The 19,364-nt window shown below is 59.1% G+C and carries 17 protein-coding genes; 16 read left to right on the forward strand and 1 reads right to left on the reverse strand.

The window, feature by feature from the left end; all coding sequences use genetic code 11:
• The first annotated feature begins 44 nt into the window (after positions 1 to 44).
• The 14 genes from AC0IXS_RS21630 to ispD all read left to right on the forward strand — a co-directional run bounded on the left by AC0IXS_RS21630 (position 45) and on the right by ispD (position 16,278).
• A complete protein-coding gene (locus tag AC0IXS_RS21630; protein WP_002554721.1) occupies positions 45 to 548 on the forward strand; it encodes an OmpH/Skp family outer membrane protein in 504 nt (167 codons plus the stop codon).
• Between the two features lies 1 nt (position 549).
• Positions 550 to 1,605 (forward strand): UDP-3-O-(3-hydroxymyristoyl)glucosamine N-acyltransferase, encoded by a 1,056-nt coding sequence (gene lpxD / locus AC0IXS_RS21635; RefSeq protein ID WP_057408646.1) that lies wholly within the window; start codon positions 550 to 552, stop codon positions 1,603 to 1,605.
• A 109-nt stretch (positions 1,606 to 1,714) separates the two neighbouring features.
• Positions 1,715 to 2,155, forward strand: coding sequence for a 3-hydroxyacyl-ACP dehydratase FabZ (gene fabZ / locus AC0IXS_RS21640; RefSeq protein ID WP_004879034.1), 441 nt, complete (start codon positions 1,715 to 1,717; stop codon positions 2,153 to 2,155).
• Positions 2,152 to 2,928: an acyl-ACP--UDP-N-acetylglucosamine O-acyltransferase gene (lpxA, locus tag AC0IXS_RS21645; RefSeq protein WP_471825648.1), complete on the forward strand. Its 777-nt coding sequence runs from the start codon at positions 2,152 to 2,154 to the stop codon at positions 2,926 to 2,928. Before fabZ ends, lpxA begins: the two co-directional genes overlap by 4 nt.
• Positions 2,929 to 2,930: 2 nt before the next feature.
• Complete coding sequence (gene lpxB, locus AC0IXS_RS21650) at positions 2,931 to 4,073, forward strand: lipid-A-disaccharide synthase (protein WP_057408645.1); 1,143 nt, start codon at positions 2,931 to 2,933, stop codon at positions 4,071 to 4,073.
• An 11-nt stretch (positions 4,074 to 4,084) separates the two neighbouring features.
• Complete coding sequence (gene rnhB / locus AC0IXS_RS21655) at positions 4,085 to 4,735, forward strand: ribonuclease HII (RefSeq protein ID WP_471826277.1); 651 nt, start codon at positions 4,085 to 4,087, stop codon at positions 4,733 to 4,735.
• A 63-nt stretch (positions 4,736 to 4,798) separates the two neighbouring features.
• The gene (gene dnaE / locus AC0IXS_RS21660) at positions 4,799 to 8,320 is read left to right on the forward strand and encodes a DNA polymerase III subunit alpha (RefSeq protein WP_471825650.1); all 3,522 of its coding nucleotides are present in this window, start codon (positions 4,799 to 4,801) and stop codon (positions 8,318 to 8,320) included.
• Between the two features lie 128 nt (positions 8,321 to 8,448).
• The gene (locus AC0IXS_RS21665) at positions 8,449 to 9,396 is read left to right on the forward strand and encodes an acetyl-CoA carboxylase carboxyltransferase subunit alpha (RefSeq protein WP_004879043.1); all 948 of its coding nucleotides are present in this window, start codon (positions 8,449 to 8,451) and stop codon (positions 9,394 to 9,396) included.
• Positions 9,397 to 9,563: 167 nt separating this feature from the next.
• Complete coding sequence (gene tilS / locus AC0IXS_RS21670) at positions 9,564 to 10,901, forward strand: tRNA lysidine(34) synthetase TilS (RefSeq protein WP_057408642.1); 1,338 nt, start codon at positions 9,564 to 9,566, stop codon at positions 10,899 to 10,901.
• Between the two features lie 265 nt (positions 10,902 to 11,166).
• The gene (locus AC0IXS_RS21675; RefSeq protein ID WP_025994480.1) at positions 11,167 to 12,798 is read left to right on the forward strand and encodes a CTP synthase; all 1,632 of its coding nucleotides are present in this window, start codon (positions 11,167 to 11,169) and stop codon (positions 12,796 to 12,798) included.
• A gap of 16 nt (positions 12,799 to 12,814) precedes the next feature.
• Positions 12,815 to 13,660: a 3-deoxy-8-phosphooctulonate synthase gene (gene kdsA / locus AC0IXS_RS21680; protein WP_057408641.1), complete on the forward strand. Its 846-nt coding sequence runs from the start codon at positions 12,815 to 12,817 to the stop codon at positions 13,658 to 13,660.
• Positions 13,661 to 13,798: 138 nt separating this feature from the next.
• Positions 13,799 to 15,085: a phosphopyruvate hydratase gene (eno, locus tag AC0IXS_RS21685; RefSeq protein WP_057408640.1), complete on the forward strand. Its 1,287-nt coding sequence runs from the start codon at positions 13,799 to 13,801 to the stop codon at positions 15,083 to 15,085.
• Between the two features lie 188 nt (positions 15,086 to 15,273).
• Positions 15,274 to 15,552 carry a cell division protein FtsB gene (ftsB, locus tag AC0IXS_RS21690; RefSeq protein WP_004879054.1) on the forward strand — a complete coding sequence of 93 codons (279 nt, stop codon included), beginning with the start codon at positions 15,274 to 15,276 and terminating at the stop codon, positions 15,550 to 15,552.
• Positions 15,553 to 15,567: 15 nt separating this feature from the next.
• On the forward strand, positions 15,568 to 16,278 hold the full coding sequence (gene ispD / locus AC0IXS_RS21695; protein WP_057408639.1) for a 2-C-methyl-D-erythritol 4-phosphate cytidylyltransferase: 711 nt from the start codon (positions 15,568 to 15,570) through the stop codon (positions 16,276 to 16,278).
• 12 nt (positions 16,279 to 16,290) lie between these two features.
• On the opposite strand, the gene AC0IXS_RS21700 is transcribed toward ispD, so the two are convergent.
• Positions 16,291 to 17,187, reverse strand: coding sequence for a LysR family transcriptional regulator (locus AC0IXS_RS21700; RefSeq protein WP_025994477.1), 897 nt, complete (start codon positions 17,185 to 17,187; stop codon positions 16,291 to 16,293).
• Between the two features lie 104 nt (positions 17,188 to 17,291).
• Here AC0IXS_RS21700 and AC0IXS_RS21705 point away from each other — a divergent pair, with 104 nt between their 5' ends.
• Positions 17,292 to 18,404: an S-(hydroxymethyl)glutathione dehydrogenase/class III alcohol dehydrogenase gene (locus AC0IXS_RS21705; RefSeq protein WP_004879060.1), complete on the forward strand. Its 1,113-nt coding sequence runs from the start codon at positions 17,292 to 17,294 to the stop codon at positions 18,402 to 18,404.
• Positions 18,405 to 18,463: 59 nt separating this feature from the next.
• Positions 18,464 to 19,312: an S-formylglutathione hydrolase gene (fghA, locus tag AC0IXS_RS21710; protein ID WP_057410956.1), complete on the forward strand. Its 849-nt coding sequence runs from the start codon at positions 18,464 to 18,466 to the stop codon at positions 19,310 to 19,312.
• Positions 19,313 to 19,364: the final 52 nt, after the last annotated feature.

Raw genomic sequence — 19,364 nt, forward strand, 5'->3', positions numbered from 1 at the left:
CGCCTGATCTTTGATAACGCAACGAATTCTGTAGGAGTTGTATTGTGCGTAAGTTGACTCAATTGGTACTGCTGGCCACCGTTCTGGTTGCAAGCCCTGCTTTTGCTGACATGAAGATCGCTGTACTGAACTATCAGATGGCCCTGCTGGAATCTGACGCCGCCAAGAAATACGCAGTTGATGCCGAGAAGAAATTCGGTCCGCAGCTGACCAAGCTGAAAAGCCTGGAAAGCAGCGCCAAGGGCATCCAGGATCGTCTGGTAAGCGGCGGCGACAAGATGGCTCAGCCTGAGCGCGAGCGTCTGGAGCTTGAATTCAAGCAGAAAGCACGTGATTTCCAGTTCCAGTCCAAGGAGCTGAACGAAGCCAAGGCCGTTGCTGACCGTGAAATGCTCAAGCAGCTCAAGCCGAAGCTGGATCAGGCCGTTGAAGAAGTCATCAAGAAAGGTGGTTTCGACCTGGTATTCGAGCGCGGTGCGGTGATTGACGTCAAACCTCAGTATGACGTTACTCGCCAGGTCATCGAGCGCATGAATCAGCTGAAGTAATATGAGCGCGACCATCAAGCTCGGCCAGTTGGCCGAGTTCCTGGGTGCCATGTTACGTGGCGATCAGGATAAGGACATCAATGGGCTGGCCACTTTACAAGAGGCCGGCCCTGATCAGATCAGCTTCCTGGCAAATCCCCAATACCGTAAATTCCTGATCGACACTCAGGCTGCTGCCGTGCTGCTCAAGCCCGCAGATGCCGACAGTTTCGCCGGGGACGCGCTGTTGGTGCCCGATCCTTATCTGGCGTATGCCCGAATCTCCCATCTGTTCGATCCCAAGCCGAAGGCTGCAGCCGGTATCCACCCGACAGCGGTCATCGCTGACGATGCTGTCGTCGATCCTGCGGCCAGCATCGGTGCTTTCGCGATCGTCGAAAGCGGCGCACGGATCGCTGCGCAGGTCACCGTGGGTGCACATTGCTTTATCGGTGCCCGTTGCGAGATCGGCGAGGGTGGCTGGCTGGCCCCCCGTGTGACGCTTTACCACGACGTTCGCATTGGCAAGCGTGTGGTGATTCAGTCCGGGGCCGTGCTGGGCGGAGAAGGTTTCGGCTTTGCCAATGAGAAAGGTGTCTGGCAGAAGATTGCCCAGATTGGCGGTGTTTCCATTGGCGACGACGTGGAGATCGGCGTGAATACCGCCATAGACCGTGGTGCGCTGGCGGACACCCGGATCGGTAACGGGGTCAAGCTGGACAACCAGATTCAGATCGCTCACAACGTTCAGATCGGTGATCACACGGCCATGGCGGCCTGCGTAGGCATCTCCGGTAGCACGAAGATCGGCAAGCACTGCATGCTGGCCGGTGGCGTGGGGCTGGTGGGGCATATCGAGATCTGTGATGGCGTTTTCATCACGGGCATGACGATGGTGACCCATTCCATCACCGAACCAGGCTCCTACTCTTCGGGCACTGCAATGCAGCCAGCCGCCGAGTGGCGCAAGAGTGCGGCGCGTCTGCGCAAGATCGATGACATGGCCCGGCGTCTGCAAAAACTGGAAAAGATGGTCGAGACCGTGACCAGCGCCGGTAATCCTCCATCTGATGGCTGATACCTTTTTAATATCAAGCGTGCACAGTCGATAAACTGCCCCCTTGATGTAGAGGGGTGCTGCGCCATCGCGAAGCACCCCTAATCTTTACTACAGGCTTCCCCTCGAAATGATGGACATCAAAGAAATTCGCGAATACCTGCCTCATCGTTATCCGTTCCTGTTGGTGGATCGCGTCACGGAACTGGATATCGAGAACAAGACCATTCGCGCTTACAAGAATGTCAGCGTCAACGAGCCTTTTTTCAATGGCCACTTTCCTCAGCATCCGATCATGCCGGGCGTGCTGATCATTGAGGCCATGGCCCAGGCAGCAGGCATTCTGGCGTTCAAGATGTTGAACGCGAAGCCGTCCGACGGCACCCTTTATTACTTTGTGGGTTCGGACAAGCTGCGCTTCCGTCAGCCTGTGCTGCCGGGTGACAAACTGGTTCTGGAAGCCAACTTTCTGAGCTCCAAGCGCCAGATCTGGAAGTTCGAATGCAAGGCCACTGTTGACGGTAAAGCGGTATGCTCCGCTGAAATCATCTGTGCGGAACGCAAGCTATGAGTTTGATTGACCCTCGCGCAATCATCGATCCGACGGCCGTTCTGGCCGACAACGTGGAGGTCGGCCCCTGGTCGATCATCGGACCCGGTGTGGAAATTGGCGAGGGTACAGTGGTCGGTCCTCATGTCGTCCTCAAGGGACCGACCCGGATCGGCAAGCACAATCGCATCTACCAGTTCTCATCGGTAGGCGAAGATACACCTGACCTCAAGTACAAGGGCGAGGAGACTCGCCTTGTGATCGGGGATCACAATGTGATCCGTGAAGGCGTGACGATTCACCGCGGTACGGTCCAGGATCGCGCCGAGACCACGCTGGGCGATCACAATCTGATCATGGCGTACGCGCACATCGGTCACGACAGCGTGATCGGCAATCATGTGATTCTGGTCAACAACACCGCGCTGGCCGGTCATGTGCATGTTGATGACTGGGCGATTCTTTCGGGATTCACCCTGGTGCATCAGTTCTGCCATATCGGCGCGCACAGCTTTTCCGGCATGGGCACCGCCATCGGCAAGGACGTTCCGGCGTTCGTGACCGTGTTCGGCAACCCTGCCGAAGCGCGCAGCATGAACTTCGAAGGCATGCGTCGTCGGGGGTTCTCCGAGGAAGCCATTCATGCGCTGCGCCGGGCCTACAAGACTGTCTACCGCCAGGGTCTGACCATTGATCAGGCCGTTGCCGATCTGGCCGAGCCTGCCGCGCTCTTCCCTGAAGTGGCAGTGTTCCTCGAGTCGATCCAGGTTTCGACCCGCGGCATTACCCGCTGAACATGGCAAGCCCATTGCGTATCGCGCTGGTGGCGGGTGAGGCCTCCGGCGACATCCTTGGTTCAGGCCTGATGCGTGCCATCAAGGCGCGGCATCCCGATGCCGAGTTCATCGGCGTTGGCGGTCCGCTCATGGAAGCGCAGGGCATGCAGTCGTACTTTCCCATGGAGCGCCTGTCGGTCATGGGGCTGGTCGAAGTGCTCGGCCGATTGCGCGAGTTGCTCGCCAGACGCAAGCTGCTGGTTCAGACGCTGATCAATGAAAAGCCCGATGTCTTCATCGGTATCGATGCCCCGGATTTCACCCTCAATATCGAACTTCAACTGCGCCGTGCCGGGATCAAGACGGTCCACTACGTCAGTCCTTCGGTCTGGGCGTGGCGTCAGAAGCGTGTCCTGAAGATTCGCGAAGGTTGCGATCTGATGCTGACCCTTCTGCCGTTCGAAGCCCGATTCTATGAAGAGAAAGGCGTGCCGGTCCGCTTTGTCGGGCATCCACTTGCTGACACGATTCCTCTTGAGTCTGACCGTGCAGTTGCTCGTGGCGAGCTTGGTCTGGCGGGTGATGTGCCAGTTGTTGCCCTCATGCCAGGCAGCCGCGGTGGCGAAGTAGGGCGTCTGGGAGGCTTGTTCTTCGATGCCGCCGAGCGCCTTCTCGCCCAGCGTCCGACCCTGCGTTTCGTGCTCCCCTGTGCCAGCCCCCAGCGTCGGACCCAGATTGAAGAACTGCTGCGGGGGCGCGATCTGCCGATCACGCTGCTCGACGGTCGGTCGCATACGGCCCTCGCTGCGTGCAATGCGGTCTTGATAGCCTCCGGCACGGCGACGCTTGAAGCGCTGCTTTACAAGCGACCGATGGTGGTTGCCTATCGTATGGCGCCGGTTACTTTCTGGATTCTGAAGCGACTGGTCAAAAGCCCCTATGTGTCTTTGCCCAACCTGCTGGCTCAGCGCTTGCTGGTGCCGGAACTGCTGCAGGATGCGGCCACACCTGAAGCGCTGGCAGAAACGCTGCTGCCGCTGATCGATGAAGGTCAGGCGCAGACTCAGGGCTTCGACGAGATTCACCGGACGCTGCGCCGCGATGCCTCGAATCAGGCTGCCGATGCGGTTCTGAGTCTGCTTGGGCAAACGTCTTCACTGTGAGTAAACCAATGATACAGACAGGTCTGGATTTCACGCTGGTCGAGGACCTTGTCGCGGGTGTCGATGAAGTGGGGCGAGGCCCCCTGTGCGGCGCTGTGGTCACCGCTGCCGTGATTCTGGACCCGACGAGGCCTATCCTGGGGCTCAACGACTCCAAGAAACTGACCGAAGCCCGCCGGGAGAAACTGTTCGACGAAATTCAGGAAAAGGCCCTGTGCTGGTTCATCGCCCGGGCTGAAGTCGAGGAAATCGACGAGCTGAATATTCTGCACGCCACGATGCTTGCCATGAAACGGGCTGTCGAAGGCCTGAGCATCACCCCGAAACTGGCCTTGATTGACGGTAATCGTTGCCCGCAGTTGTCAGTGCCTTCGGCGTCCGTGGTGCAGGGCGACGCAAAAGTGCCTGCGATTGCAGCAGCCTCGATCCTTGCCAAGGTCAGCCGCGACCGGGAAATGGCCGCGTTCGAGCTCATTTATCCGGGGTATGGCATGGGTGGTCACAAGGGCTATCCGACGCCGGTACACCTCGAAGCTCTGGCTCGTCTGGGGCCAACCCCCATTCATCGGCGCTCCTTCGCGCCGGTCCGTGCTGCTCATGAGGCGCGAGCGGCCATCATGATGGCGCAGGTTTCATCGTCGATCGGGTTGTTGCAGGACTGACGTTTCAGTCAGGTCTCGCTACAATCGCGCCCTCGTTTTCAGTTTTCGCGCTATAGGATCACCATGCCGGCTTCTTTCGTTCATCTACGCCTGCACACCGAATACTCTCTGGTCGACGGTCTGGTCCGGGTCAAGCCGCTGATCAAGGCGCTGACCAGCATGAACATGCCTGCCGTCGCGGTGACCGATCAGAACAACATGTGCTCGCTGGTCAAGTTCTACAAGGCAGCCCAGGGCGCGGGTATCAAGCCGATCTGCGGCGCCGACCTGTGGCTGGCTGGCCGTGACCAGGACGCGGCGCTCAGCCGTATCAGTCTGTTGGTCATGAACGCCCAGGGCTATCGCAACCTGACAGAGCTGATCTCGCGCGGCTTCATCGAAGGGCAGCGCAACGGCCAGATCGTGATCCAGCGTGAATGGGTCGCTCAGGCCAGTGATGGTCTGATCGCGCTGTCGGCAGCGAAGGAAGGCGAGATTGGCATGGCGTTGCTCGGCGGTAATCCGGGCGAGGCTGACGAGCTGCTGCGTGAGTGGATGACGGTCTTTCCGGATCGCTTCTACATCGAAGTGCAGCGCACCAACCGCGCCAACGATGAAGAACATCTGCACGCCGCTGTTGCCCTGGCTGACCGCCACGGCGCGCCGCTGGTCGCGACCAACGATGTGCGTTTCATCAAGCAGACCGATTTCGAAGCGCATGAAACCCGCGTCTGTATCGGTGAAGGTCGCGCACTGGATGACCCTCGGCGTTCGCACAACTACAGCGATCAACAGTATCTGAAAAGCCCGGAAGAAATGGCCGAGCTGTTCAGCGACCTGCCCGAGGCGCTGACCAACAGCGTCGAAATCGCCAAGCGCTGCAACATCGACGTGAAGCTGGGCACGCACTTTCTGCCCAACTTCCCGATCCCCGATGGCACGACCATCGATGAATATTTCCGCAAGGTATCCTTCGATGGTCTGGAGGAGCGCCTGTCGGTCCTGCTGCCCAAGGACACCACCGAAGATTACGAAGCCAAGCGCCAGGTCTATGTCGACCGGCTGAATTTCGAGCTGGATATCATCATCCAGATGGGGTTCCCCGGTTACTTCCTGATCGTGATGGACTTTATCCAGTGGGCCAAGAGCAACGGCGTGCCGGTAGGTCCTGGCCGTGGATCGGGTGCCGGTTCGCTGGTGGCGTACGTACAGAAGATTACTGACCTCGATCCGCTTGAATACGACCTGCTGTTCGAACGCTTCCTGAACCCGGAGCGGGTTTCGATGCCCGACTTCGACGTCGACTTCTGCATGGATGGTCGTGATCGGGTTATCGACTATGTGGCCGAGAAATACGGCCGCAACGCAGTGAGCCAGATCATCACCTTCGGTTCCATGGCCGCGAAGGCGGTGGTGCGGGACGTGGCGCGGGTGCAGGGCAAGTCCTACGGGCTTGCGGATCGCCTGTCGAAAATGATCCCGTTCGAAGTCGGCATGACACTCGAGAAGGCCTTTGAACAGGAAGAGATCCTGCGCGACTTCCTCAAGGTCGATGAAGAGGCGGCTGAAATCTGGGAGATGGCCCTCAAGCTCGAGGGTGTCGTGCGTAACGTGGGCAAACACGCCGGGGGCGTGGTGATTGCGCCCACCAAGCTGACGGATTTCTCGCCGATCTATTGCGACGAAGCCGGTGACGGTCTGGTAACCCAGTTCGACAAGGATGACGTCGAGGCGGCAGGTCTGGTGAAGTTCGACTTCCTCGGTCTGCGAACCCTGACCATCATCGACTGGGCGCTGAAAACCATCAACCGCGACCGCGCCAAGGTCAACGAAGCGCCGCTGGACATCGCGTTCATCCCGCTGGATGACATGCCGACCTATCAGCTGTTGCAGCGCGCCGAGACCACGGCCGTGTTCCAGCTCGAGTCGCGGGGCATGAAAGAGCTGATCAAAAAGCTCAAGCCCGACTGCCTGGAAGACCTCATCGCACTGGTGGCCCTGTTCCGTCCGGGGCCGCTGCAATCGGGCATGGTGGACGACTTCATCAACCGTAAGCACGGTCGCGCCGAGCTGTCCTATCCGCACGTCGACTATCAGTATGAAGGCCTGAAGCCTGTACTGGCACCGACCTACGGCATCATTCTGTATCAGGAACAGGTGATGCAGATTGCGCAGGTCATGGCGGGCTATACCCTCGGCGGTGCAGACATGCTGCGTCGTGCGATGGGTAAGAAAAAGCCCGAGGAAATGGCCAAGCAGCGCGGCGGTTTCATCGACGGCTGCAAGACCAACAATATCGACCCGGATCTGGCGGGTAACATTTTCGACCTGGTGGAAAAATTCGCCGGTTACGGTTTCAACAAGTCCCACTCCGCCGCGTACGGTCTGGTGTCGTATCAGACCGCCTGGCTGAAGACTCACTACCCGGCGCCGTTCATGGCGGCCGTGTTGTCGGCGGATATGCACAACACCGACAAGGTCGTGACCTTGATCGAAGAAGTGCGCACCATGAAGCTGCGCCTCGACGCGCCGGACGTGAACACGTCCGAGTTCAAGTTCACCGTCAGCGACGATGGCCGGATTCTGTATGGTCTGGGCGCGATCAAGGGCGTGGGCGAGGGGCCGGTCGAGGCAATCACCGAGGCGCGCTCGAAAGGGCCTTTCAAGGACCTGTTCGATTTCTGCGCCCGGGTCGATCTCAAGCGCGTGAACAAGCGGACCCTCGATGGTCTTATCCGCAGTGGTGCGCTGGATCGTCTCGGCCCATATTTTGAACTGGAACCCAAGGCCTATCAGGCCAACATCGACCGTAACCGTTCGGTGTTGCTCGCGGCCCTTGAAGAAGCCATTCAGGCGGCAGAGCAGACTGCGCGAAGCCGCGACAGTGGTCACTCGGACCTGTTTGGCGGTCTGTTCGTCGAAGAAGATGCAGACGTCTACGCCAATCATCGCAAGACCCGTGAGCTGAGCCTCAAGGATCGCTTGCGTGGCGAGAAGGAAACCCTGGGTCTCTACCTGACCGGACACCCGATCGATGAATACGAGGGTGAGATACGTCGTTTCGCCCGGCAGCGCATCATCGACCTGAAACCGGCCAGAGACACCCAGACGGTGGCAGGCCTGATCATTGCCCTGCGGGTGATGAAGAACAAGAAGGGCGACAAGATGGGGTTCATCACCCTGGATGACCGCTCGGCGCGCATCGAAGCGTCACTGTTTGCCGAAGCCTTCCATTCGGCTCAGTCACTGTTGCAGACCGATGCTATGGTGGTGGTTGAAGGCGAAGTAAGTAATGATGACTTCTCCGGCGGCTTGAGGCTGCGTGCCAAGCGCGTCATGAGCATCGAGGATGCGCGGACCAATCTGGCTGAAAGCCTGCGAGTGACGGTGCATGCCGATGCGCTCAAGGGTGACCGGCTGCGCTGGCTCGGCGATCTGTGCAGGCGCCATCGTGGCGCCTGTCCGATCACGGTGGATTACACCGGTAAGGATGCCAAAGCGTTGCTGCAGTTCGGAGAAGCATGGCGAATCGATCCCGCAGACAGCTTGATTCAAGCGCTGCGTGACCAGTTCGGACGTGAGAACGTCTTTCTCCAGTATCGCTGAAGGCCGCAGGCTAGATCTGCGCTCAGCCCTGAATTTTAATTTCGACCTGACCGCGCCTGTTCCCTGAGGGAAAGGCGCAGACGGATCAACCGGCCGGCCTCTTGGCCGTCGACCCAAGACGGATGCCTATGAACCCGAATTTTCTGGATTTCGAACAGCCTATCGCTGACTTGCAAGCCAAAATCGAAGAACTGCGCCTGGTGGGCAACGATAACTCGCTGAACATCGGTGACGAGATCTCCCGGTTGCAGGACAAGAGCAGGACTCTGACCGAAAGTATCTTCGGCAACCTGACCAGCTGGCAGATTGCGCGCATGGCGCGTCATCCCCGTCGCCCGTACACACTGGATTACATCCAGAACATCTTCACCGAGTTCGATGAGCTGCACGGTGATCGTCACTTCTCCGACGACGCGGCCATCGTGGGCGGCGTTGCGCGTCTTGAAGGTCAGCCTGTGATGGTGATCGGTCATCAGAAAGGCCGTGAAGTGCGCGAAAAGGTACGCCGCAATTTCGGCATGCCGCGCCCTGAAGGCTATCGCAAAGCCTGCCGTCTGATGGAAATGGCCGAGCGTTTCAAAATGCCGATCCTGACCTTCATCGACACACCGGGCGCCTACCCTGGCATTGATGCTGAAGAGCGCAACCAGAGTGAAGCGATTGCCTGGAACCTGCGTGTCATGGCGCGTCTGAAAACCCCGATCATCGCCACGGTCATCGGCGAAGGCGGCTCGGGCGGTGCATTGGCCATCGGCGTGTGCGACCAGTTGAACATGCTGCAATATTCGACTTACGCGGTGATCTCGCCGGAAGGCTGCGCTTCGATTCTGTGGAAAACCGCCGAGAAAGCGCCGGACGCCGCCGAAGCCATGGGTATTACCGCCGAGCGCCTGAAAGGCCTGGGCATCGTCGACAAGGTGATCACCGAGCCATTGGGCGGCGCACACCGCGACCCGGTTGCCGCCTCGGCTTCGATTCGTGAAGAGCTGAGCAGCCAGTTGGCAATGCTCAAGAAGTTCGACAACGACGCGCTGCTGGCCCGTCGTTACGATCGTCTGATGAGCTACGGCTTGTAAGGTGATCGTGGAGAGGGCGCTGTGTTGCTGACGCGGCACCTCTCATGGCAAACGCAAAACTGTGGGAGGCGTCTCCCACAGTTTTGTCGCTTCAGGGATTTGGCGTTGGCATTGGTGGCGCAGCCTGCGCTCGTGCGTGTAGCAACACTTTTCAAATGGCCTTATCAATGACCCATTCAAGCCATAGCGGTCATGATCTCCCCACCAGGCTGCTCCAAGCCCTGGCGCCCTGGCGCGATGCGCCTGTCTGGCACGTCGGTTTCTCCGGCGGTCTCGATTCCACTGTCCTGTTGCATCTTCTGGCTGAACTGGCCAGGCGCAAAACTTTGCCCGCTCTGAAAGCGATTCATGTTCATCACGGTCTGCAGGTTGCTGCCGATGACTGGCCTGAGCATTGTCGGCAGGTCTGTCAGGCGCTCGATATGCCGCTGCAGATGATCAGAGTGAACGTGGAGTCAGGCGCCAGCCTCGAGCAGGCAGCCCGCGAGGCTCGGTATGCAGCATTCTCGGCGCAGGTGGGCGAGGGTGAGGTGTTGCTGACGGGACAGCACCGCGACGATCAGGCTGAAACATTGCTGTTTCGTTTGATGCGCGGTGCAGGTGTTCGAGGGCTTGCGGCGATGCCTGAGTCTCGTGCGCTCGGAAAAGGGCATCTGGTCAGGCCATTGCTTGACTGTTCGCGTGGCGAACTCGAAGGCTATGCACGCGAGCACGGCCTTGGCTGGATCGAAGACTCCAGCAACGACGATGTCCGCTTTTCCCGTAATTTCCTGCGCGCACAGGTCATGCCGTTGCTGACCTCCAGATGGCCGCAGGCTGTTTCCAGTATGGCGCGCACTGCCCGTCATCTCGGCGAAGCCCAGGAGCTCCTGGGAGAGCTTGCCGAGCAGGATCTGGCCGCCGCTCAAGCCACTACGTCCTTTGTCTGGCTCGGCCTTCCCGTGCTGGCTGTCGGGCCTCTTGCAGATTTGTCCGCGACTCGCCAACGCAACGCACTGCGTCACTGGCTCGCGCCACTTACCCGCTTGCCTGATACCGATCACTGGGCGGGCTGGGACACCTTGCGCGACGCGGGAGAGGGCGCACAGCCGGTCTGGCGACTGGTCGACGGAGAATTGCATCGCACCCGGGGACACATCTGGTGGCTGCCCCGGGCCTGGCTTCGCCCCGTCGAAGGCGTATTCATCTGGCCTGATCCTCACCAGCGGTTGAGCCTTCCCGGTAACGGGCGTGTCTCGATACAGGGCGATGCGCCGCAAGGGCCGCTCGAGGTGCGTTATCGTCAGGGCTGCGAAGTCATGCAAGTGGCACGACGAGGTCATCGCGATCTCAAACGCCTGTTCAACGAGCACGGTGTGCCTACGTTCGTCCGCGGCAGATTGCCGCTGCTGTACTGCGATGACCAACTGCTGGCGGTCGCCGGGCTGGCTGGACTGGACGCTTCACCCAATGGAAGCTGGCAATTGCGCTGGGCAGCACCGACCAGCGACCAAAGTTTGAGCTGAAAGGGCCTTTCAGGTAGACTACGCTCCCTTCTTGATACAGCTTCTGTTGGTTCTTTTGAAACAACACAAGTTGCCGGTTACCAACCCGTATTTACGGGGCGATTTCTTAAAATGTAGCGCGTAATAGGCAGGCTTTCGGCCGGTCGGTTTCAACGCAGCAGTTTCGGGAGTGCACCGTGAATTTTGTCGGTAATCGGGGGCTTCGGCCTTCCTTCGCTTTCCCCGGCGGCTCTGACCGCTTTAACGCAGACTTCTAGGGTTTTTCATGACGCGCTACATCTTCGTCACGGGCGGTGTTGTTTCTTCATTGGGGAAAGGCATTGCCTCGGCTTCATTGGCGGCCATCCTGGAGGCGAGGGGGCTTAAAGTCACCATGCTCAAACTGGATCCCTACATCAACGTGGACCCAGGCACAATGAGCCCGTTCCAGCACGGTGAGGTGTTCGTCACTCACGACGGCGCTGAAACCGACCTGGACCTGGGTCACTACGAGCGGTTCATCCGCACCACCATGACCCAGAACAACAACTTCACCACTGGCCGTGTGTACGAACACGTCCTGCGCAAAGAGCGCCGTGGTGATTATCTGGGCGCGACCATTCAGGTCATTCCGCACATTACCGACGAGATCAAGCGCCGCATCATCAAGGGTGCAGGCGATGCCGACGTGGCATTGGTCGAAATCGGCGGCACGGTCGGCGACATCGAGTCCCAACCTTTCCTCGAAGCCATTCGTCAGCTGCGTTTCGAAGTCGGCGCACGCCGCGCGATGCTGATGCACCTGACACTGGTGCCGTACATCGCCACCGCCGGTGAAACCAAGACCAAGCCGACCCAGCACTCCGTCAAGGAACTGCGTTCCATTGGCCTGCAGCCTGATGTTCTGGTCTGCCGCTCCGATCACCCGATCGACACCTCGTCGCGTCGCAAGATCGCCCAGTTCACCAACGTTGAAGAGCGCGCGGTCATTGCGCTGGAAGACGCCGACACCATCTACAAGATCCCTGGCATCCTGCATTCGCAGGGTCTGGACGATTTCGTCGTCGAGCGTTTCGGTCTGCAGTGCGGCGGCGCCGATCTGTCCGAGTGGGAAAAGGTCGTCGATGCCAAGCTCAACCCTGAACACGAAGTCACCATCGCGATGGTCGGCAAGTACATGGAACTGCTCGACGCCTACAAGTCGTTGATCGAAGCCATGAGCCACGCCGGTATCACCAACCGCACCAAGGTCAACCTGCGCTACATCGATTCCGAAGACATCGAGAATCAGGGCACTGGCCTGCTCGAAGGCGTGGACGCGATTCTGGTTCCGGGCGGTTTCGGCCTGCGCGGCGTTGAAGGCAAGATCACAGCCGTTCAGTTCGCTCGTGAAAACAAGGTTCCGTACTTGGGTATCTGCCTGGGCATGCAAGTGGCGGTTATCGAGTTTGCCCGTAACGTGCTGGGCTGGAAAGACGCCAACTCCACCGAATTCGACCGCACCAGCGCGCATGCTGTCGTGGGTCTGATCACCGAGTGGGAAGATGCGACCGGTGCTGTGGAAACCCGTACCGAGAGCTCCGATCTGGGTGGCACCATGCGTCTCGGCGCCCAGGAATGCCAACTGGAGTCGGGCTCGCTGGTTCACGATTGCTACCAGAATGACGTGATTGTCGAGCGTCATCGCCATCGCTACGAAGTGAACAACAACCTGCTGCCGCAGTTGATCGAAGCCGGCCTGAAGATTTCCGGCCGTTCCGGCGACGGTGCGCTGGTCGAAGTGGTCGAAGCGCCTGATCATCCATGGTTCGTGGCTTGCCAGTTCCACCCGGAGTTCACTTCGACGCCGCGCGACGGTCACCCGCTGTTCAGCGGTTTCGTGAAAGCCGCACTGGCTCAACGTCAAAAGAATGCCTGATAGGGAAGATAAGCACATGGTTCAGAAAATCATCCGCGTAGGCTCCATCGAGATCGCCAACGACAAACCAATGGTTCTGTTCGGTGGCATGAACGTGCTGGAGTCCCGCGACATGGCCATGCAGGTCTGCGAAGAATACGTGCGGGTTACCGAAAAGCTCGGTATCCCTTACGTGTTCAAGGCCAGCTTCGACAAGGCCAACCGTTCCTCGGTGACGTCCTACCGTGGTCCCGGCCTGGAAGAGGGCATGCGCATTTTCGAAGAGATCAAGCGCACCTTCAACGTGCCGTTGATCACTGATGTGCATGAGCCCGAGCAGGCTGCTGTCGTTGCCGAAGTGTGCGACATCATCCAGTTGCCTGCTTTCCTGTCGCGCCAGACCGACCTGGTGGTCGCGATGGCGAAGACCGGTGCAGTCATCAACATCAAGAAAGCCCAGTTTCTCGCGCCTCAGGAAATGAAGCACATCCTGACCAAGTGCGAAGAAGCCGGTAACGATCAGTTGATCCTGTGCGAGCGCGGTTCCAGCTTCGGTTACAACAACCTGGTGGTGGACATGCTCGGCTTCGGCATCATGAAGCAGTTCGAGTACCCGATTCTGTTCGACGTGACCCATGCCCTGCAAATGCCGGGCGGTCGTGCCGACTCAGCCGGTGGTCGCCGCGCTCAGGTCCTGGACCTGGCCAAGGCGGGTATCAGCCAGAATCTGGCCGGTCTGTTCCTCGAGGCCCACCCGGATCCTGACAACGCCAAATGCGATGGTCCCTGCGCATTGCGCCTGGACAAGCTGGAGCCCTTCCTGGCTCAGCTCAAATCGCTGGATGAACTTGTGAAAAGTTTTCCGATCGTAGAGACCGCTTGAGCAGGGTTCTCCGGTAAAGTGCCGTTCCCCGTCATTCGTGACGGGGTTGTCGCATTCAGGCCTGCCGTTTTCTGCGTCTGATTGCGAACATCGTTTTCCAGCTGCGTCGTTTTCGTCAATCTTGGAGTGTTTACAACAATGGCAAAAATCGTCGACATCAAAGGTCGTGAAGTTCTCGACTCCCGTGGCAATCCCACCGTGGAAGCAGATGTGCTCCTCGATAACGGCATCATTGGCAGCGCCTGCGCGCCGTCCGGTGCTTCAACCGGCTCGCGCGAAGCGCTGGAGCTGCGTGATGGCGACAAGAGCCGTTACATGGGCAAGGGCGTTCTGAAGGCAGTCGCCAACATCAACGGTCCGATCCGCGACCTGCTGCTGGGCAAGGACCCGGTAGACCAGAAGGCGCTGGACCACGCGATGATCGCGCTGGACGCGACCGAGAACAAGGCAAGCCTGGGCGCCAACGCGATCCTCGCTGTATCCCTGGCTGCCGCAAAGGCCGCTGCCCAGGATCAGGATCTGCCGCTGTACGCGCACATCGCCAATCTGAACGGCACGCCGGGCGTCTACTCGATGCCAGTCCCGATGATGAACATCATCAACGGTGGCGAGCACGCCGATAACAACATCGACATTCAGGAATTCATGGTTCAGCCGGTGGGCGCCAAGTCGTTCGCTGAAGGTCTGCGTTGGGGTACCGAGATTTTTCACCACCTCAAGGCTGTTCTCAAGGCACGTGGCCTGAACACCGCCGTGGGTGACGAAGGTGGTTTTGCGCCTAACCTGGCGTCCAACGAAGAAGCGCTCAGCGCCATCGCCGAAGCCGTTTCCAACGCCGGTTACAAGCTGGGCACCGATGTGACCCTGGCCCTGGATTGCGCGGCCAGCGAGTTCTACAAGGACGGCAAGTACAAGCTCAGCGAAGAAGGCGAATACGATTCTGCCGGTTTCGCCGACTATCTGGCTGATCTGGTCAGCAAGCATCCGATCATCTCCATCGAAGACGGTCTGGACGAATCCGACTGGGCAGGCTGGAAGATTCTCACCGACAAGATCGGCGACAAGATCCAGCTGGTGGGCGACGACCTGTTCGTGACCAACACCAAGATCCTGAAGGAAGGCATCGACAAGAAGATCGCCAACTCGATCCTGATCAAGTTCAACCAGATCGGTACGCTGACCGAAACGCTGGAAGCCATTCAGATGGCCAAGGCTGCCGGTTACACTGCCGTGATCTCGCACCGTTCCGGTGAAACCGAAGATTCGACCATTGCCGATCTGGCCGTGGGCACGGCTGCTGGCCAGATCAAGACCGGCTCCCTGTGCCGTTCCGATCGTGTATCCAAGTATAACCAGCTGCTGCGTATCGAAGAGCAACTGGGTTCCAAAGCCGTTTATAACGGCCGCGCCGAGTTTCGCGGTTGATCCATAGATGGTAAAAGACGCAGGGCGTTGCGGGAAAACGGTTCATCCGGTTCCGTCCGCCCTGCCGATGCTGACGCTCCGCTTTAACCTGGAGTGATTGAGCCTGGCTTATGTCAGGCTCAATGCCCTCAGTCATTTGTTTGTTGTGTTGGCTCTGCCGTCTTTTCTACTGGGTACCTGATATTTCAATGCGCAGTCCTAACTGGTTGTTCCTCATCCTGCTGCTGTTGCTTGCCGGTTTGCAATATCGCCTGTGGGTGGGTAATGGCAGCCTTGCGCAAGTGGCCAGCCTGAATCAGCAGATCGCGGATCAGCATGCCGAGAATCAGGTGTTGCTGGAGCGCAATCGCGTGCTGGATGCTGAAGTCATGGAATTGAAGAAAGGGCTGGAAACCGTCGAGGAACGTGCGCGCCATGAGCTGGGCATGGTCAAGGACGGCGAGACCCTCTATCAGCTCGCGCAATAATAAAAAGTAGGTGTCATGAAAGACTTTCTCCCTGCCTTCTGGGCGGTGATACCTGCAGCGGGCATTGGTGCCCGTATGGCAGCAGATCGGCCCAAGCAGTACCTGCAACTGGGCAGCCTGACCATTCTCGAACACAGCCTGTTAAGTTTTCTGGATCACCCCCGTCTCAAGGGTCTGGTGATCAGCCTTGCCGTGGACGACCCTTACTGGCCCGCTTTGCCCTGTGCGCTGGATTCCCGGATCCAGCGGGTGGACGGTGGCAAGGAGCGCTCAGGTTCGGTGCTCAACGCTTTGCTGCATCTGCATGCGCAGGGCGCCAGTGATGATGACTGGGTGCTGGTTCACGACGCGGCGCGTCCGAATCTGGCCCGTAGCGACCTGGACAACCTGCTCAGCGAACTGGCGGATGACCCGGTCGGAGGCCTGCTGGCCGTTCCGGCGCGAGACACGCTCAAACGCGCTGACAGCAATGGTCGCGTAACTGAAACGGTTGATCGCAGCATGATATGGCAAGCCTATACGCCGCAGATGTTCCGCCTTGGAGCGCTCCATCGTGCGCTGGCGGACAGTCTGGTCTCTGATGTCAGCATCACGGATGAAGCTTCAGCCATTGAGTGGGCGGGTCAGTCGCCGCGTCTGATCGAGGGACGATCCGACAACATCAAGGTCACCCGACCTGAAGACCTTGAATGGCTGCGTTTGCGTCGGGGCGAGTTCGGTCGCTGAGAGTTTCGTCAGCTACTGCCGGTACTCATCTCGCATCAACAGACCTTCCTTCAAATAGTCCACCAGCTTGCGCACCTTGGGCGAAAGGTGCCGTTGCTGTGGGTACAGCGCCCAGACGGCCGTGTTGGGCGGCTGATGCATCTCCAGCAACGAAATCAGCGCGCCGCTCTTCAGGTGTTTCTGCACGTAATAATCCGGTAGCTGGCACAGACCGACGCCGTGCAACGCCGCATCGAGGACGGCCTGACCACTGTTGCATCGCCAGTTGCCCTGCACACGCTGAGAGAATTCCCGTCCGTTCTGCTGCAACAACCAGGTATCGCTGCCACCGATCAGACAGTTGTGGCGACTCAATTCCGACAGGCTGTGAGGACGGCCGTAGCGTGCGATGTAGGACGGTGCTGCGCACAGGTACATCTGGCGAGGTGCAAGGCGCGTGGCCACCATGCGTGAGTCCTGCAGGCGTCCCAGCCGTATCGCCAGGTCCATGCCTTCGTGGACCAGATCGAGTGTGTCGTTGCTCAACTCGATGTCGACCCGCAGATGCGGATAAACGTCCATGAAGCGAGTCACCAGTGGCGTGATGAAACGCTCGCCGTAAGCCACGGCGCAGGTCATGCGCAACAGTCCCTTGGGTTCACTGGTGAGGTCGCCCACCGCGCGCAGTGCTTCTTCGCGTCCATCCTGCAGACGCTGGCAGTGATGCAGGAATGTCTGACCGGCTTCAGTCAACGCCACCTTGCGTGTGCTGCGGTACAGCAGGCGAGTCTGCAGTCGTTCTTCAAGCCGGACGATCTGACGGCTGACGTGTGAAGAGGACACCCCCAGACGCTGCGCTGCTGCAGTGAACTGGCCACATTCGGCCACCGCCACGAACTCATCGAGGCCTTCCCAGCGATTGGTGTACATCGATTATCCCTGTACAGCATTAATGTTTTGCTTTTGGCTCTATTACTCGCCAATTGGCACTGTACTACACTGCACACCTTGTTTTAGTTCGCCGGAGAAGATTGATGATCAAGTCACGTGCTGCTGTCGCCTTTGAGGCCAAGAAACCACTGGAAATCGTGGAAGTGGATGTCGCCATGCCCAAGGCGGGCGAGGTGCTGCTGCGTGTCGTGGCGTCCGGCGTTTGCCATACTGACGCCTACACGCTTTCCGGTGCCGATCCTGAAGGGATCTTCCCTTCGATTCTGGGACATGAAGGCGGGGCTATCGTCGAAGCGGTGGGTGAGGGTGTCACCTCTGTCGTGGTCGGTGATCACGTCATCCCGCTTTACACCCCAGAATGCCGCCAGTGCAAATTCTGCCGCTCGGGCAAGACCAACCTGTGTCAGGCAATCCGCTCCACTCAGGGCAAGGGTTTGATGCCGGATGGCACCACTCGCTTCTCCTACAAGGGTGAGCCGATCTTCCATTACATGGGCACCTCGACCTTCTCCGAATACACCGTGCTGCCGGAAATCTCGGTCGCCAAAATCGACAAACAGGCACCGCTGGAAAAGGTCTGCCTGCTCGGTTGCGGCGTCACCACCGGTATCGGCGCGGTGCTCAATACCGCCAAGGTCAAGCCCGGCGACACCGTGGCCATCTTCGGCCTGGGCGGCATTGGTCTGTCGGCCGTGATCGGTGCGGTGAAAGCCAAGGCTTCGCGGATCATCGCCATCGATATCAATCCGGCCAAGTTCGAGATCGCCAAGCAGTTGGGCGCCACCGAATGCGTGAATCCGAAGGACTTTGATCGTCCGATCCAGGAAGTCATCGTCGACATGACCGACGGCGGCGTGGATTTCTCGTTCGAGTGCATCGGCAACGTGCAACTGATGCGTGCAGCACTCGAGTGCTGCCACAAGGGCTGGGGCGAGTCGGTCGTCATCGGCGTGGCCGGTGCCGGTCAGGAAATCTCCACCCGGCCTTTCCAGCTGGTGACCGGTCGCGTCTGGCGCGGTTCGGCGTTCGGCGGCGTGCGGGGGCGTACCGAGTTGCCGAGCTATGTCGACATGGCTCAGACCGGCGAGATCCCGCTGGACACCTTCATCACTCACACCATGGGTCTGGAAGACATCAACAAGGCGTTTGACCTTATGCACGAAGGCAAAAGCATTCGTACTGTCATCCACTTCTAAACAGTGACGATGGGCAGCGTGCGCCAATCAGGGCTGCTGCCCGTCGTTCGGAGTCGACCATGAGCCTGGAAAACATCTCCTGTCAGAAAAGCTTCGGCGGCTGGCACAAGCGATACAAGCACCACTCTCAGGTACTGGGCTGCGACATGGTGTTTGCCGTGTATCTGCCGCCGCAGGCAGAGCAGGGAGGCAAGCTGCCAGTGCTGTACTGGCTGTCCGGCCTGACCTGTACCGACGAGAATTTCATGCAGAAGGCAGCGGCCCAGCGAGTGGCCGCCGAACTGGGCATCATCATCGTCGCGCCGGACACCAGCCCGCGTGGCCCCGACGTGCCGGGCGATCCGGACGGTGCGTGGGATTTCGGTCTGGGCGCAGGCTTCTATCTCAACGCCACCGAACAGCCCTACGCCCGTCATTACCAGATGCATGATTACGTGGTCACCGAACTGCCTGCGCTGATCGAAACGCATTTCCCGGCTTCGCAGGCACGCAGCATCAGCGGTCATTCGATGGGCGGGCACGGCGCGCTGGTGTGTGCCTTGCGCAATCCGGGTCGCTACAAATCGATCTCGGCGTTCTCGCCGATCAGCAACCCGATGGATTGTCCCTGGGGGCAGAAAGCGTTTTCCCGTTATCTGGGCGAAGACCGTTCACGCTGGCGCGAGTGGGATGCCAGTGTGCTGATGGCCGAGGCGACGGAAAAACTGCCGATTCTGGTGGATCAGGGCGACCGGGATGATTTTCTCGTCAATCAGCTCAAGCCCGAGACACTGGTTCAGGCCGCCAAATCGGCACAGCAGTCTCTGACACTGAGGATGCAGCCCGGTTATGACCACAGCTATTTCTTCATCGCCAGCTTCATCGAAGACCACCTGCGTCATCATGCCAGCGCGTTGTTCGATAGCTGAGCGGGTTTGACTGGCCGTCCTGTTGATGTGCGGCGTCTCTGACAAACCCAAG

It is taken from the genome of Pseudomonas sp. AC016, from assembly GCF_979253365.1.

What these genes read in the sequence shown, in the direction of transcription:
- lpxD (WP_057408646.1), top strand. Translation starts at nt 550, where the DNA reads ATGAGCGCGACCATCAAGCTCGGCCAGTTGGCCGAGTTCCTGGGTGCC.
- fabZ (WP_004879034.1), top strand. Translation starts at nt 1,715, where the DNA reads ATGATGGACATCAAAGAAATTCGCGAATACCTGCCTCATCGTTATCCG.
- lpxA (WP_471825648.1), top strand. Translation starts at nt 2,152, where the DNA reads ATGAGTTTGATTGACCCTCGCGCAATCATCGATCCGACGGCCGTTCTG.
- lpxB (WP_057408645.1), top strand. Translation starts at nt 2,931, where the DNA reads ATGGCAAGCCCATTGCGTATCGCGCTGGTGGCGGGTGAGGCCTCCGGC.
- dnaE (WP_471825650.1), top strand. Translation starts at nt 4,799, where the DNA reads ATGCCGGCTTCTTTCGTTCATCTACGCCTGCACACCGAATACTCTCTG.
- AC0IXS_RS21665 (WP_004879043.1), top strand. Translation starts at nt 8,449, where the DNA reads ATGAACCCGAATTTTCTGGATTTCGAACAGCCTATCGCTGACTTGCAA.
- tilS (WP_057408642.1), top strand. Translation starts at nt 9,564, where the DNA reads ATGACCCATTCAAGCCATAGCGGTCATGATCTCCCCACCAGGCTGCTC.
- AC0IXS_RS21675 (WP_025994480.1), top strand. Translation starts at nt 11,167, where the DNA reads ATGACGCGCTACATCTTCGTCACGGGCGGTGTTGTTTCTTCATTGGGG.
- kdsA (WP_057408641.1), top strand. Translation starts at nt 12,815, where the DNA reads ATGGTTCAGAAAATCATCCGCGTAGGCTCCATCGAGATCGCCAACGAC.
- eno (WP_057408640.1), top strand. Translation starts at nt 13,799, where the DNA reads ATGGCAAAAATCGTCGACATCAAAGGTCGTGAAGTTCTCGACTCCCGT.
- ftsB (WP_004879054.1), top strand. Translation starts at nt 15,274, where the DNA reads ATGCGCAGTCCTAACTGGTTGTTCCTCATCCTGCTGCTGTTGCTTGCC.
- ispD (WP_057408639.1), top strand. Translation starts at nt 15,568, where the DNA reads ATGAAAGACTTTCTCCCTGCCTTCTGGGCGGTGATACCTGCAGCGGGC.
- AC0IXS_RS21700 (WP_025994477.1), bottom strand. Translation starts at nt 17,187, where the DNA reads ATGTACACCAATCGCTGGGAAGGCCTCGATGAGTTCGTGGCGGTGGCC.
- AC0IXS_RS21705 (WP_004879060.1), top strand. Translation starts at nt 17,292, where the DNA reads ATGATCAAGTCACGTGCTGCTGTCGCCTTTGAGGCCAAGAAACCACTG.
- fghA (WP_057410956.1), top strand. Translation starts at nt 18,464, where the DNA reads ATGAGCCTGGAAAACATCTCCTGTCAGAAAAGCTTCGGCGGCTGGCAC.